Origin of the sequence: Frigoribacterium sp. PhB160, assembly GCF_003751785.1 — a bacterium.
Lineage (GTDB): Bacteria > Actinomycetota > Actinomycetes > Actinomycetales > Microbacteriaceae > Frigoribacterium.
In genome coordinates, this window is the sequence record NZ_RKIE01000002.1 from 814417 (window position 1) to 828745 (window position 14329).

A 14329-nucleotide genomic window follows, 5' to 3' on the forward strand; every position below is an offset into this window, starting at 1 on the left:
CCGGCCCACGTCGGAGGCGGGCGGTACCGTGGAGCCCATGGCCACGCCCACCAAGCAGAACCCGCGTTCGCGGTCCTCCTCGCGCGCGTCGGGCGGCCGCGGCGGCGACACCGCCGCCACCAAGAAGCTCCCCGCGACGAAGAAGGCGCCGGCGGCGCCGGCCCCGTCGGTCGACGAGTCGAGCACCAACGTCCTCGCCGCGGCGTGGATGGGTCTGGCGCACATGACGGGCGGCGCGTTCCGCGTGCTCGGCCACGAGACCCTCGACAAGTCCGAGCGGCGCGACGGCGTGCCGTTCTTCCTCGTGCTGCTGGCCATCGCCGGTGCGGTCGTCGAGTGGCTCAACCCGACGAGCGCCCTCGCGATCAGCTTCGACGCGTACACCTTCGGCGGCCTGCTGGGCCGCGTCGCCTACGCGCTCCCGGTCATCATGATCCTCTTCGCGGGATGGCTCTTCCGGCACCCGTCGTCCGTGCACGACAACACCCGGCTCGGCATCGGCCTCGGCCTCCTGCTCGTCTCGGTCAGCGCGCTCTGCCACATCTTCGGCGGCCAGCCCCAGGCCGCCGAGGGCGTCCGGGCCCTGGCCACCGGCGGGGGAGTGCTCGGCTGGCTGGTCTCGTCGTGGCTCGTCGCCCTCGCGACCGAGTGGGTCGCCGTGCCGCTCGTGATCGTCCTGCTCGTGCTGTCCGTGCTCATCATGACCAAGACGCCGCCGAACCGCATCGGCCGCCGACTGGGCGAGCTGTACGAGTACCTCTTCGGCGCGACCACCACCGAGGCGGAGGCGGAGGCCGCGGCGGCCGCGTCCGGAGACGAGGGCGACGGCGCCCCCGACACCCTGCCGTGGTGGCGTCGCACGAAGAGCGGCCGTGAAGAAGACCCGGCCTACGACACCCCCGTCGTCGGCACGAGCGCGGCCACCGCGCCGACCGAGGTCGTCCCGCGGGGCCGCCGCGGCAAGCGCGGCTCCGAGGCGACTCCGCGCTTCGTCGACGAGGCCGCGCAGATACTCGGTCCCGAGCCGGTCGCGCCCACGGCCGCCGAGGCGCCGACCGACGTTTTCACGCACGACCTCCTCGACGAGCTCGAGCACGCCGAGGAGGCCGTCCGCGCCCAGGGCGTCGACGTCCCCCGGCACGACGACGACGCCGCCGCGACGTCGGTGCTGCCCGTCCCGTCGGCCGTCGCTCCCGTGATCGACCGTTCCGAGAGCGACGTCGCGGCCCAGGTGCTCGCACCCGACGACGACGAGGACGTCCTGGCCTCGCTCGACGTGGCCGACGACTCGCCGGCGGCTCCCTACCGGCTGCCGGCCGCCTCCACCCTCAGCGTCGGGCCGCCCGCGAAGGCCCGCAGCGAGGCCAACGACGAGATCGTGCGCTCGATCACCGAGGTGCTGCGCCAGTTCAGCGTCGACGCGAAGGTCGTCGGCTTCAGCCGCGGCCCCACCGTGACGCGCTACGAGATCGAGCTCGGCCCCGGCGTCAAGGTCGAGAAGGTCACGGCCCTCAGCAAGAACCTCTCGTACGCCGTCGCCTCGAACGAGGTCCGCATCCTGTCGCCGATCCCGGGCAAGAGCGCGATCGGCGTCGAGATCCCGAACACCGACCGCGAGATCGTCTCGCTCGGGGACGTGCTCCGCTCGTCCGCCGCGGCGAAGAGCGTGCACCCGATGACCATCGGCGTGGGCAAGGACGTCGAGGGCGGCTACGTCGTGGCCAACCTCGCGAAGATGCCCCACCTGCTCGTGGCCGGCGCCACGGGCTCGGGCAAGTCGAGCTTCGTGAACTCGATGATCACGTCGCTCCTGATGCGCGCCAAGCCGACCGACGTGCGCATGGTGCTCATCGACCCGAAGCGCGTCGAGCTGTCCATCTACGCCGGGGTGCCGCACCTCATCACGCCCATCATCACGAACCCCAAGAAGGCCGCCGAGGCGCTCCAGTGGGTCGTGAAGGAGATGGACATGAGGTACGACGACCTCGCCAGCTTCGGCTTCCGCCACATCGACGACTTCAACCGTGCCGTGGTCGCGAACGAGATCGTGCTGCCGGCCGGCAGCGCGCGCACGCTGAAGCCCTACCCGTACCTGCTCGTCGTCGTCGACGAGCTCGCCGACCTCATGATGGTCGCGCCGCGCGACGTGGAGGACAGCATCGTCCGCATCACGCAGCTGGCGCGGGCGTCGGGCATCCACCTCGTCCTCGCGACGCAGCGCCCCTCGGTCGACGTCGTGACGGGCCTCATCAAGGCGAACGTGCCGTCGCGCTTCGCCTTCGCGGTGTCGAGCGTCACCGACTCGCGCGTCATCCTCGACCAGCCCGGTGCCGACAAGCTGATCGGCCAGGGCGACGGGCTCTTCCTGCCGATGGGCGCCTCCAAGGCGATGCGCGTGCAGGGCGCCTGGGTGCAGGAGGGCGAGATCGCCGAGGTCGTCGCCCACGTCACCCGCCAGGCGCGTCCCGACTACCGGCCCGACGTGGCGGCCGTGGTCGAGAAGAAGGAGATCGACGGCGACATCGGCGACGACCTCGAGCTGCTGCTCGCGGCCGCCGAGCTCGTCGTCAGCACGCAGTTCGGGTCGACCTCGATGCTGCAGCGCAAGCTCCGCGTCGGCTTCGCCAAGGCCGGGCGCCTCATGGACCTGATGGAGTCGCGTGACATCGTCGGCCCCTCCGAGGGCTCGAAGGCTCGCGACGTGCTCGTCACCGCCGAGCAGCTGCCCGGCGTGCTCGCGAAGCTCCGCGGCGGCGAGGCACCGTCCGGTTCCGGGCCGTCTGCCGGCGGCCCGGCCGGCGGCGCGGCTGCCGGCATGGTCGCGGGCGGCCTCGACTACGGTGACGACGCCGTGGCGGAGATGACACGGGGCTACGAGGAGGTCGACGGCGACGAGGGGTCGGACGACGCCTGGGGCCTGACGGGGAGGGACTGACGCATGAGCGACCACACCACCGGAGGCTCGCCCTCCGCCCGCAGCGCCTTCCCCTTCCGAGGGCGCTTCGCCCGGAGGGGCCCGGGCCCGGCCAGCACGGCGAACATCGCGAACGTCGTCACGGTCGTGCGCATCCTGATGGCACCCGTCTTCATCACGTGGCTGCTCGTCGACGACGGGGCCGACGGCGGCCTCCGCATCGCGGCGGCGGTGCTCTTCGTGGTCGCGATCCTCACCGACAGCCTCGACGGCATGCTGGCCCGGGGCCTCGACCTCGTCACCGACTTCGGCAAGATCGTCGACCCCATCGCCGACAAGGTCCTGATCGGCGGGGCGCTGGTGTCGCTCTCGATCCTCGGCGAGCTGCCGTGGTGGGTCACGATCCTCATCCTCGTCCGTGAGGTCGGCATCACGGTGTACCGCTTCGTCGTCATCCGCGACCGCGTCATCCCGGCCTCGCGGGGCGGCAAGCTCAAGACGGTGCTGCAGGCCGTGGCCGTGACCCTCGCGCTGTTCCCGCTGTGGAACGTGGTCGGGCCGGGCATGCACTGGGTCAACGGCGTGCTCATGACCGCAGCGACGGTGGCGACCCTCGTCTCGGGTGCCGACTACATGCGCGTGGCCCTCGCGCACGGGCGCCCGAAGCCGTGACCTCGGCCGCGCGGGTGGTCGGCTCGCTCGTCGAGCGCGGTCTCACCGTGGCCGTGGCCGAGTCGCTCACCGGGGGACTGGTGGTCGCCGAACTGGTGGGGGTGGCCGGTGCGTCGGCTGCCGTGCGGGGCGGGGTGGTGGCCTACGACACCGAGCTCAAGCACAGCCTCCTCGGCGTCGACGCGGCGCTGCTCGCCGAGCGGGGCGCAGTCGACCCCGACGTCGCCGCCGCCATGGCCGAGGGCGTGCGCCGGGCGCTGCGGGCCCACGACGCCGACGCCGACGTCGGCCTCGCCACGACGGGGGTCGCAGGCCCGTCCCCGCAGGACGGCAAGGCCCCGGGCACGGTGTTCGTCGCGGTCTCGTGGGGCGACGAGACCCGCGTGCGGGAGCTGGCGTTGACCGGCGACCGCGCGGCCATCCGATCGGGGTCCGTCTCCGAACTCCTGTCGATGCTCGCCACGTGGCTCGACGAGGCGCGGGAATAGCACGCATTTCGGTCTCGTTACATCTGCCAGGTTCACAAGCGTCTCGCAGACCCTGCTCATTACAGTGGCGGTCACCGCGCACTAGTGTTACTCAACCCACCACCGATAATCCCGTCATGGTGGGCGTCCTCATGAAGGAGGGTCCCATGGTTCTGGTACGTCAAGAAATCGGCGACGTCCTCCGCGACTTCCGCCTGCAGAAGGGCCGGACCCTGCGTCAGGTCGCCAGCAAGGCGAGCGTCGCGCTCGGCTACCTCAGCGAGGTCGAGCGAGGTCAGAAGGAGGCCAGCTCCGAGATCCTCGCGTCCGTGGCCGACGCCCTCGAGACCCCGATCTCCGTCATCATGCGCGAGGTCGGCGACCGCATGGCCGTGATCGAGGGCCTCAACCCGATCCCCGACACGCTGCCCGACGACCTCGTCGCCGAGTTCGGTGACGACCTGGCGGTCCGCTGACGCGTCACCTGACCACCACGAAGGCCCCCGGCACCGCCGGGGGCCTTCGTGCGTCCTCGGGCGCGGGTAGCCTCGACTGATGCGCACGAGCGAGTTCACGACGGCGGTCACCGACGAGTTCGGCGAGGCATACGGGCGTGTCGTCACCCGAGACCTCGTCATCGCGGCGCTCGGCGATCGCACCGCCGACGACGCGCTGGCCGGGGGAGTCCCGCCCCGGGAGGTCTGGCTGGCGCTCTGCGCCGCGGAGGGCGTCCCCATCGAGCGTCGGCACGGCGTCGGCCTCCCGGAGCCGCGTCGCTGAGGAGCCGACCGCGTCCCCGGGGGAGCGCTGGTCGGCGTCGTCCAGGCGTTCGACACGCCGCCCGTCGCTCTCGAACGCATGTTCGGTCCGGTGGTAGCGTCCTCCCCAGGGCGGCGATCGCCCGAGAAGTGCACGGTCGGCTCGGCGGCGTCTGCGGATGTCGGTGGTCGTCCGTAGCGTTCCCGGCATCGACGTCCAACCGTCACCGACCGACTCGGCTCCACCGAGGCGGCGGGGGCACCGCCTTGTCGTCCCGTCCTCGACCTTGCTCCACCGGTCGGCGGCGACGCGACAGCCTACAGGCGCACGGACACCCACCACGAAGGAGAACACCATGCCCTCAGCAGCAGACCGCGAGAAGGCCCTCGAGACCGCCCTCGCGCAGATCGACCGTCAGTTCGGCAAGGGTGCCGTCATGCGTCTCGGCAGCGACGAGCGGGCTCCCGTGGCGGTCATCCCGACCGGCTCCATCGCCCTCGACGTCGCGCTCGGCATCGGCGGCATCCCTCGTGGGCGCATCGTCGAGATCTACGGCCCCGAGTCGTCGGGAAAGACGACGCTGACGCTCCACGCCATCGCGAACGCGCAGCGCAACGGCGGCATCGCGGCCTTCATCGACGCCGAGCACGCGCTCGACCCCGAGTACGCCAAGAAGCTCGGCGTCGACATCGACGCCCTCCTCGTCTCGCAGCCCGACACCGGCGAGCAGGCACTCGAGATCGCCGACATGCTCGTGCGGTCCGGCTCCATCGACCTCGTGGTGATCGACTCCGTCGCGGCGCTCGTGCCCCGTGCCGAGATCGAGGGCGAAATGGGCGACTCGCACGTCGGCCTCCAGGCCCGCCTGATGTCACAGGCCCTCCGCAAGCTCACGGGCGGCCTCAGCCAGACCGGTACCACCATGATCTTCATCAACCAGCTCCGCGAGAAGATCGGCGTCTTCTTCGGCAGCCCCGAGACCACCGCAGGCGGCAAGGCGCTCAAGTTCTACGCCTCGGTGCGACTCGACATCCGTCGCATCGAGACCTTGAAAGACGGCACCGACGCGGTCGGCAACCGCACGCGCGTCAAGGTCGTCAAGAACAAGATGGCACCGCCGTTCAAGCAGGCCGAGTTCGACATCCTCTACGGCGTCGGCATCTCGCGCGAGGGCAGCCTCATCGACTTCGGCGTCGAGCACGGCATCGTCCGCAAGTCCGGTGCCTGGTACACCTACGAGGGCGACCAGCTCGGCCAGGGCAAAGAGAACTCGCGCAACTTCCTCATCAAGAACAAGCCCATCGCCGACGAGATCGAGCAGAAGATCCTCGCGAAGCTCGGCGTGGGCGGCGCCAAGCCCGTCGAGGCACCCGTCGAGTCGATCGAGGCCAAGATCGCCGCTCGGAAGGGCGCATGACCTCACACGACGACCAGGCCGGTCGATCTGACGAGACCGAGCTCGCTCCGGTCACGCCGCTCTTCGGGCGGCGGGGCGCGGGCTCGGCAGATCGATCGGCTGGGCCGCGGGGCGCCGCGCAGGCAGCGGTCCCTCGCACCCAGACGCACGTCGACGCCTCCTCGGCGGGCGACGCGGTCGCCGAGACGGCGGCCCGACTCGAGGCGATCAGTTCGCACTGGTCGGCGGCCGACACCGGCGCCGACACCGAGGGCAAGGCCGTGCGGGCCTCGTCCGCGCCGACGGCGTCAGGGCGCGACACGCGTGGCATCGCACCCGTCGACGACGTCGACGACGACGAGGACGAGCCTGAAGACCTCGAGTCACAGCGTCGCCGTGCAGAGAACGTCAGTCTGCACGCCCTGTCCCGCCGGGGCGTCTCCTCGTCCGAGATGACGAAGCTCCTGCTCTCGCGAGACCTCGACGAGCAGGTGGTCGTCGACGAGGTCGAGCGCCTCGAGGGCGTCGGCCTCCTCAACGACCGCGAGCTGGCCGACGACCTCGTCCGGGCCAAGCAAGAGCGCAAGGGCCTCGGCAGGGGTGCCGTCACGTCCGAGCTCCGCCAGCGTGGTCTCGACGCCTCCGTCGTCGAGGAAGCGCTGGCCGAGATCGACGACGACGACGAGCAGGCACGCTGCGACGAGTGGGCCCTGAAGAGGGCTGGCTCCCTCCGCGGCCTCGACCACGAGACGGCCCAGCGTCGGCTCCACGGCTACCTGATGCGACGTGGCTACCGGTCCGAGACCATCCGGCGGTCGATCGACAAGGCCCTGCCGCGGGGCGGCGGTCCGCGAGGCGGCGGCGTCCGGTTCGAGTGACGGGTCGGCCGCGACCGCCGATCTACACTGGGTGACCATGACGACGGTCGTTCCCGCCCCGCGCACGTACGAGGTGCGCACCTACGGCTGCCAGATGAACGTGCACGACTCCGAGCGGCTCAGCGGCTCGCTCGAGGCTGCCGGTTACGTCTCGGCCGAGGGCGGCGACGCCGACCTGGTCGTGATCAACACCTGTGCCGTTCGCGAGAACGCCGACAACAAGCTCTACGGCACGCTGGGCCAGCTGGCCGGCCAGAAGAAGAAGCGTGCCGGCATGCAGATCGCGGTCGGCGGCTGCCTCGCCCAGAAAGACAAGGGCGTGGTCCTCGACCGTGCTCCCTGGGTCGACGTCGTCTTCGGCACCCACAACATGGGCTCCCTCCCCGCCTTGCTCGAGCGGGCCCGGCACAACGACGAGGCGCAGCTCGAGATCCTCGAGTCGCTCGAGGTCTTCCCGTCGACGCTCCCGACCAAGCGCGACTCGACGTCGAGCGGCTGGGTCAGCATCTCGGTCGGCTGCAACAACACCTGCACCTTCTGCATCGTGCCGTCGTTGCGGGGCAAGGAGAAAGACAGGAGGCCGGGCGACGTCCTGGCCGAGGTCCAGGCGCTCGTCGACGACGGCGCCGTCGAGGTCACCCTCCTCGGGCAGAACGTCAACAGCTACGGCGTCGAGTTCGGCGACCGGCTCGCCTTCGGCAAGCTGCTCCGCGCCGTCGGCGCCGTGGAGGGGCTCGAACGGGTCCGGTTCACGAGCCCCCACCCGGCGTCGTTCACCGACGACGTCATCGCGGCCATGGCCGAGACCCCCGCCGTCATGCCGCAGCTGCACATGCCCCTGCAGTCGGGCTCCGACCGCGTCCTCCGTGCCATGAGGCGCAGCTACCGCAGCGAGAGATTCCTCGGCATCCTGGAGCGGGTGCGGCGGGCGATGCCCGACGCCGCCATCAGCACCGACATCATCGTCGGCTTCCCGGGCGAGACCGAGTCCGACTTCGCCGAGACCCTCCGGGTGGTGGAGGAGGCGCGCTTCGCCTCCGCCTTCACCTTCCAGTACTCGGTCCGCCCCGGCACGCCCGCGGGCGAGATGGCCGACCAGCTGCCGAAGGCGGTCGTACAGGAGCGCTACGAACGCCTCACCGCTCTCCAGGACCGCATCTCGGCGGAGGAGAACGGCCGTCAGGTCGGCCGACGGGTCGAGGTGCTCGTCGCGGCCGGCGAGGGACGCAAGGACGCGACCACGCACCGTCTCTCGGGTCGGGCCGAAGACAGTCGTCTCGTCCACGTCGAGGTCCCCTCGGGCGTGGCGGTGCCGCGGCCGGGCGACGTCGTCTCGGTGGTGGTGACCGACGCGGCCCCCTTCTACCTCCTGGCCGACGCCTCCCCGGGGTCTCTCTTCGACGTGCGCCGCACCCGCGCGGGCGACGCGTGGGACGCCGCCCAGGCCGCCTCGTGCGGCGTGCCCGCGGCCGGGTCGAGGGCGGGCGGCGTGGCCGACGGGGCCGGCCGCGCCGCGCGGGTCTCGCTCGGCCTCCCCACGCTGCGGGTCGCCACGACGCCGATCTACAGCCCGTCCGACGACCTCCGCTGACGTGCTGACCGCCATCGTCGGTGCGACGGGCACGGGCAAGACGGCCTTCGCCCTCGACCTCGCCGAGCGCCTCGCGGCCGCGGGCCGCCCCGCCGAGGTCGTCAACGCCGACGCGATGCAGCTCTACCGGGGCATGGACGTCGGCACGGCCAAGGTGCCGCCCGCCGAGCGTCGCGGCGTGCCGCACCACCTCCTCGACGTCTTCGACGTCACGGCCGAGGCCACCGTCGAGCGGTACCAGGCGGAGGCGCGGCGCGTCGTCGACGAGGTGCTCGCCCGCGGTGCCGTGCCCCTGCTCGTCGGCGGCTCGGGCCTGTACGTGTCGAGCGTCCTCTTCGACTTCCGCTTCCCCGGCACCGACCCCGAGGTGCGGGCCCGCTTCGAGGCGCTGGCCGAGGCGTCCGGGCCCCGGGCGCTCCACGAGCTGCTCCGCGAGTCCGACCCGAGGGCGGCGGCCTCGATCGGGCCGCACAACGCCCGGCGACTCGTCCGCGCCCTCGAGGTCGGCGTGATCACGGGGGAGCCGTTCTCCGCCTCCCTGCCCGACGAGGCGGCCCGGTGGCGCGCCTCCGCCGTCATCGGCGTCCATGAGGAGCGCGACGTCCTCGTCGAGCGCCTCGACCGCCGGGTCGAGCGGATGTGGGCTGACGGCCTGATCGACGAGGTGGCCGGCCTGCTGCCGCTCGGCCTCGAGCGCGGCGTGACCGCGAGCCGGGCGATCGGCTATGCGCAGGCCGCGGCCCAGCTCCGCGGCGACCTGGGCGAGGCCGAGGCGATCGAGCTCACCCAGGGGCTCACTCGGCGCTACGCGCGGCGCCAGGTCAGCTGGTTCCGGCGGTACCCCGACGTCGCCTGGTCGTCGTCCGGCGACGACGGGGCCGTGCAGCGGGCCGCCGATAGACTGCTCCGGTGACCACGACGCTGCAGTTCAGCAAGGGCCAGGGCACGGGCAACGACTTCGTGCTGTTCGCCGATCCCGACGGCGAGGTCGACCTCGATCCCGTGACGATCCGGGCGCTCACCGACCGCCGGTTCGGCGTCGGCGGCGACGGCGTCATCCGCGCCGTCGCGACCCGGGCGATGCCCGGCGGCGCCGTCGAGTACGTCGGTGCCGACCACGGCACCGAGTGGTTCATGGACTACCACAACGCCGACGGCAGCCTCGCCGAGATGTGCGGCAACGGCGTGCGAGTCTTCGCGCGCTTCCTCACCGAGCGGGGCCTCGTCACCCTGGCCGAGGGCGAGCCCCTTCGCGTCGGCACCCGCGCGGGCGTTCGGGTCGTCGAGCGCTCGCCCGACGGCTTCAGGGTCGACCTCGGCGCGTGGCGCCTGGAGGACGGCGAGCCCACCGTCCGTGCCCGCGAGCTCCACGCGGCACGCCCCGGCCTGCCGCTCTCGGTCGGCAACCCGCACGTCGTCGTCGCGCTCGCGAGCGACGACGAGCTCGACGCCCTCGACCTCACCTACGTCCCCGTGCTCGACCCGGCGCCGGCCGACGGCGCCAACGTCGAGTTCGTCGTGCCCTCCGACCCGCTGGTCGTCGACGGCGTCGGACGCATCCGCATGCGCGTCCACGAGCGCGGCAGCGGAGAGACGCTCTCCTGCGGCACGGGCGCCGCCGCGGCGGCTCTCGCCACCCGCCACTGGGCGGGGTCGGCGGCCCCGTCGTCGTGGCTCGTCGAGGTGCCCGGCGGCGTGGTCGGCGTGACGATGGTGCCCGGTGACGACGGCGAGCACGTCACGCTCAGCGGCCCCGCCGAGCTCGTCTTCAGCGGCGCGCTGGGCCTGTAGGCGCCGCACCCGGGACGGTCGCCGTCTCGCGGCGCCCGGCACCCGGCACCCGGCAAGCTCCGTCGGCGTCCGGGCGTGATCAGCGGCGGCGTGCGCGCAAGATCCGGTAGCCCTTGCTGGTGGAGGCGCGGGCCACGTCCACCGTGTCGCCCAGGTCGTCCGCGATCCAGCGCTGCAGCGAGTCCGAGCCGAGGTTCTTCTGCACGACGAGCCAGGCGTCGGCGCCCTCCTCCAGCCGGGGGAGCCAGCGGCGGAGCAGCCCGTGCAGCTCGTCCTTCCCGACGCGGATCGGGGGGTTCGACCAGAGGGTCGCGAAGCGGAGGCCCTCGGGAACATCGTCGGGCGTGACGGCGTTGACGTTCGTGAGGCCTGCGGCCTGCGCGTTCTCGCGCACCAGCTGCAGCACCCTCTCGTTCACGTCGACGGCCCACACCGTCGCCTCGGGCGACAGCGCGGCGAGGCTCAGCGTGATCGGGCCCCAGCCGCACCCCACGTCGAGCAGGTGGCCGGTGGCGGGGGGCACGGGAGTGCCCGCCAGGAGGACGCCGGTGCCCGGGTCGACGCGGTCGGGGCTGAAGACGCCCGCGGCCGTCGTGATCGTCATCGTGCGCCCCGCGAGGGTCGCCGTGATGGTCCGGCGACGCATCTCGCTCCCCGGCTCGGGGGTGAAGTAGTGCTCGCTCGACATGCCCCACAACCTACCGAACACCGACGGGGCGACCCACCCGGCTCCCTGCTGACCGCCTGACGAAAGGGCTAGTATCACTCCGATGACAGACACCCCCACGACCCCTCGCGACCCCGACGAGGTGAGCCAGGCCGACGACGTCGTCGCCCGCGTGCTCGACCGTGCGGCGTCCCGGGCCTCGGCCTACACCGTCTTCTCGCCCGCGCAGGCGATCCAGACGCGGTCCCTCGCCGACGTGGGCTCCGACGGCGACCAGTACGACCGCGAGGACCGCGCGGCGCTCCGGCGCGTGGCGGGCCTCTCGACCGAGCTCGAGGACGTCACCGAGGTCGAGTACCGGCAGCTCCGGCTCGAGAACGTGGTCCTGATCGGCGTGTACCCGCAGGGCTCGTCCACCGACGCCGAGAACTCGCTGCGCGAGCTCGCCGCGCTGGCCGAGACCGCGGGCGCCGTGGTGCTCGACGGCCTGCTGCAGCGTCGACCGAACCCCGACCCGAGCACGTACCTCGGCAAGGGCAAGGCCGAGGAGCTCCGCGCCACGGTCGCGGCGCTCGGCGCCGACACGGTCATCGCCGACACCGAGCTCGCGCCCAGCCAGCGCCGAGCCCTCGAGGACGTGGTGAAGGTCAAGGTCATCGACCGCACGGCCGTGATCCTCGACATCTTCAGCCAGCACGCGAAGAGCCGCGAGGGCAAGGCGCAGGTCGAGCTCGCCCAGCTCGAGTACCTGCTCCCGCGCCTCCGCGGCTGGGGCGACTCGATGTCCCGTCAGGCCGGTGGCCAGGTCGGCGGCGCCGGGGCCGGCATGGGCAGCCGAGGTCCGGGCGAGACGAAGATCGAGCTCGACCGCCGGCGCATCCACACGCGCATGGCGCGCCTCCGTCGCCAGATCAAGGAGATGAAGCCGGCACGCGACGCCAAGCGGGCCAACCGCGACCGCAACGAGGTCCCCTCGGTCGCCATCGCGGGCTACACGAACGCGGGCAAGTCGAGCCTGCTCAACCGCCTGACCAGCGCGGGCGTGCTCGTCGAGAACGCCCTGTTCGCGACGCTCGACGCGACCGTGCGCAAGAGCACGACCCCCGACGGCCGGCCCTTCACCTACGCCGACACGGTCGGGTTCGTGCGCAACCTGCCGCACCAGCTCGTCGAGGCGTTCCGCTCGACGCTGGAGGAGGTCGCCGGCTCCGACGTCATCGTGCACGTCGTCGACGGGTCGCACCCCGACCCGTCGGCGCAGCTGGCGACGGTGCGGGACGTCATACACGAGGTCGACGGGCGGGACATCCCCGAGATCGTCGTCTTCAACAAGAGCGACCTCGTCGACGACGACCAGCGTCTCGTGCTGCAGGGCCTCGAGCCCACCGCCGTGTTCGTCTCGGCCCGCACGGGCGAGGGCATGACCGAGCTGCTCGACCGCATCGCGGGAATCCTGCCGGAGCCCGAGGTCGAGCTCGACCTGCTCGTGCCCTACGACCGGGGCGAGGTCGTCTCGCACCTGCACGAGTCGGGCCGCGTCGTCACCACCGACTACGAAGAGGGCGGCACGCGCCTCCACGCCCGGGTCTACCCGAGCGACGTCGCGGGCCTCGAGCCCTTCGTGCAGCCGGTCGCGGCGACCCGCTAGCTCCCGCGCACGACGAAGGCCCCCGTCCTCCGACGGGGGCCTTCGCTGCGTCCGCCTCGAGGAGGCGCGGGCCGCCGCCCCGAGGCCTCTCGCCCGGAGCGGTCAGATGGACCGCAGCACGGCGACGACCTTGCCGACGATCTGCGCGTGGTCGCCGAGGATCGGCTCGAAGGCGCTGTTGCGGGGGAGCAGCCAGGTGTGGCCGTCACGCTGCCGGAAGACCTTGACGGTCGCCTCGTCGTCGAGCATCGCCGCGACGATGTCGCCGTTCTCGGCGCTCTGCTGCTGGCGGACGACCACCCAGTCGCCGTCGCAGATGGCCGCGTCGACCATGGAGTCGCCGACGACGCGGAGCATGAAGAGGTCGCCCTTGCCCACGAGCTGGCGGGGCAGGGGCATGACGTCCTCCACCTGCTGCTCGGCCGTGATCGGGATGCCCGCCGCGATGCGGCCGACCATCGGCACGTGCGCGGTGTCGCCGTCGTCGCTCGTCGTGAGGATGCTCGTGACGGGGGCCAGCGGGGCAGTCGCCTCGTCGGTGAGCACCTCGAGGGCCCGGGGCCGGTTCGGGTCGCGGCGGATGCGGCCGGCGAGCTCGAGCTGGTTCAGCTGGTGGGTCACGCTCGAGAGCGACCTGAGGCCGACGTCGTCGCCGATCTCCCGCATGCTCGGCGGATAGCCGCGCTGGGCGATGCTCGCCTGGATCGCCGCCAGGATCGACTCCTGCTTGGCCGTGAGGGCCTTGCGCGGCGTCGTGCCGTCGACCGTCCTCGCACGCTGCGGGTCGCTCATGTCTCTCCTGCCGTCGGATGTCGGTGGTCGCTGTTTGACTCCCACCATCGATCGAAACCGTATCCGATCACGGGTCCGGGGCGAAACACATGTTCGAGTGTGTCGCGAGAAATGCAGTCCGATGTTCGACTGCAGGGCTTGAGATCGAGCCTGATCGAAGATATGTTCGGAACACGTCTTCGTGTCCGGCATTCCCGGCCGAGTGCCGGGCACGAACTCGTACGACTTCTCTCGCGGTGAAAGGACCACCTCATGAGCGCCATCGTCAGCACCATCACCCCCCGCAGTGCCTCGACGCGCCCCTCAGTGCGCACCGCCCGCACGACCGCGGCGACGAGCGGCGGTGCCGCGGTCGGTTCCGCCTCCCCGGTCGAGGCCTCGCCCGTGCCGGTCCGCACCCGCCTCCGCATCACGCGCCGGGGTCGTCGCGTGGTGGCCGGTGCCGTCGCGCTCCTCGCCGCGTCGATCGTCGGCGGGGTGCTCCTCGCCGGCCCGGGCGCCGTCGCCTCCGACACGGCGTCGTCGACGTCGTTCGAGTACGTGACGGTGCAGGGCGGCGAGTCGCTGTGGCAGGTCGCCCAAGACATCGCCCCCACGAAAGACCCCCGCGACGTCGTGAGCGACCTGGTCCGCCTGAACGCGCTCGGCAGCGCCGAGGTCAGCGCCGGCCAGAGCTTGGCCGTCCCGGAGAAGTACACCGACTGACGCCGTCGTCACCGACCCGCTCGCGGCGTCGCCGTGACGTCGGCCGGCC

14 protein-coding genes are annotated in these 14329 nt (G+C 72.1%); 12 read left to right on the forward strand and 2 right to left on the reverse strand.

The genetic code is table 11. The annotated features are described in order from the left end of the window. Positions 1 to 37: 37 nt before the first annotated feature. The 10 genes from EDF38_RS12795 to dapF all read left to right on the forward strand — a co-directional run bounded on the left by EDF38_RS12795 (position 38) and on the right by dapF (position 10468). Entirely contained in the window at positions 38 to 2935 is a 2898-nt protein-coding gene (locus EDF38_RS12795; RefSeq protein WP_123355798.1) for a DNA translocase FtsK, read from the forward strand. Positions 2936 to 2938: 3 nt separating this feature from the next. Further along, complete coding sequence (gene pgsA / locus EDF38_RS12800) at positions 2939 to 3586, forward strand: CDP-diacylglycerol--glycerol-3-phosphate 3-phosphatidyltransferase (RefSeq protein WP_123355800.1); 648 nt, start codon at positions 2939 to 2941, stop codon at positions 3584 to 3586. After that, a complete protein-coding gene (locus tag EDF38_RS12805) occupies positions 3583 to 4074 on the forward strand; it encodes a CinA family protein (RefSeq protein ID WP_123355802.1) in 492 nt (163 codons plus the stop codon). The genes pgsA and EDF38_RS12805 overlap by 4 nt, the downstream gene beginning before the upstream one ends. Before the next feature lie 146 nt (positions 4075 to 4220). Beyond that, complete coding sequence (locus EDF38_RS12810) at positions 4221 to 4529, forward strand: helix-turn-helix domain-containing protein (protein ID WP_123356087.1); 309 nt, start codon at positions 4221 to 4223, stop codon at positions 4527 to 4529. 79 nt (positions 4530 to 4608) lie between these two features. Further along, on the forward strand, positions 4609 to 4833 hold the full coding sequence (locus EDF38_RS12815) for a DUF3046 domain-containing protein (protein ID WP_123355804.1): 225 nt from the start codon (positions 4609 to 4611) through the stop codon (positions 4831 to 4833). Positions 4834 to 5167: 334 nt separating this feature from the next. Then, positions 5168 to 6229 (forward strand): recombinase RecA, encoded by a 1062-nt coding sequence (gene recA, locus EDF38_RS12820; RefSeq protein WP_123355806.1) that lies wholly within the window; start codon positions 5168 to 5170, stop codon positions 6227 to 6229. Then, positions 6226 to 7086: a regulatory protein RecX gene (locus EDF38_RS12825; RefSeq protein WP_123355808.1), complete on the forward strand. Its 861-nt coding sequence runs from the start codon at positions 6226 to 6228 to the stop codon at positions 7084 to 7086. The genes recA and EDF38_RS12825 overlap by 4 nt, the downstream gene beginning before the upstream one ends. 37 nt (positions 7087 to 7123) lie before the next feature. Beyond that, the gene (gene miaB / locus EDF38_RS12830) at positions 7124 to 8677 is read left to right on the forward strand and encodes a tRNA (N6-isopentenyl adenosine(37)-C2)-methylthiotransferase MiaB (protein ID WP_123355810.1); all 1554 of its coding nucleotides are present in this window, start codon (positions 7124 to 7126) and stop codon (positions 8675 to 8677) included. A 1-nt stretch (position 8678) separates the two neighbouring features. Then, positions 8679 to 9590 carry a tRNA (adenosine(37)-N6)-dimethylallyltransferase MiaA gene (gene miaA / locus EDF38_RS12835; protein WP_123355812.1) on the forward strand — a complete coding sequence of 304 codons (912 nt, stop codon included), beginning with the start codon at positions 8679 to 8681 and terminating at the stop codon, positions 9588 to 9590. After that, complete coding sequence (gene dapF / locus EDF38_RS12840) at positions 9587 to 10468, forward strand: diaminopimelate epimerase (protein ID WP_123355815.1); 882 nt, start codon at positions 9587 to 9589, stop codon at positions 10466 to 10468. The genes miaA and dapF overlap by 4 nt, the downstream gene beginning before the upstream one ends. 79 nt (positions 10469 to 10547) lie before the next feature. Here the strand turns inward: dapF and EDF38_RS12845 are convergent, their stop codons facing one another. Then, complete coding sequence (locus EDF38_RS12845) at positions 10548 to 11156, reverse strand: class I SAM-dependent methyltransferase (RefSeq protein ID WP_123355816.1); 609 nt, start codon at positions 11154 to 11156, stop codon at positions 10548 to 10550. An 82-nt stretch (positions 11157 to 11238) separates the two neighbouring features. Here EDF38_RS12845 and hflX point away from each other — a divergent pair, with 82 nt between their 5' ends. Beyond that, positions 11239 to 12783, forward strand: coding sequence for a GTPase HflX (gene hflX / locus EDF38_RS12850; RefSeq protein ID WP_123355818.1), 1545 nt, complete (start codon positions 11239 to 11241; stop codon positions 12781 to 12783). Between the two features lie 102 nt (positions 12784 to 12885). Here the strand turns inward: hflX and lexA are convergent, their stop codons facing one another. Continuing rightward, positions 12886 to 13575, reverse strand: coding sequence for a transcriptional repressor LexA (gene lexA / locus EDF38_RS12855; RefSeq protein WP_123355820.1), 690 nt, complete (start codon positions 13573 to 13575; stop codon positions 12886 to 12888). Positions 13576 to 13827: 252 nt separating this feature from the next. Between lexA and EDF38_RS12860 the strand changes: the two genes are divergently transcribed. Next, entirely contained in the window at positions 13828 to 14280 is a 453-nt protein-coding gene (locus EDF38_RS12860) for a hypothetical protein (RefSeq protein ID WP_370275630.1), read from the forward strand. The last annotated feature ends 49 nt before the right edge of the window (positions 14281 to 14329 follow it).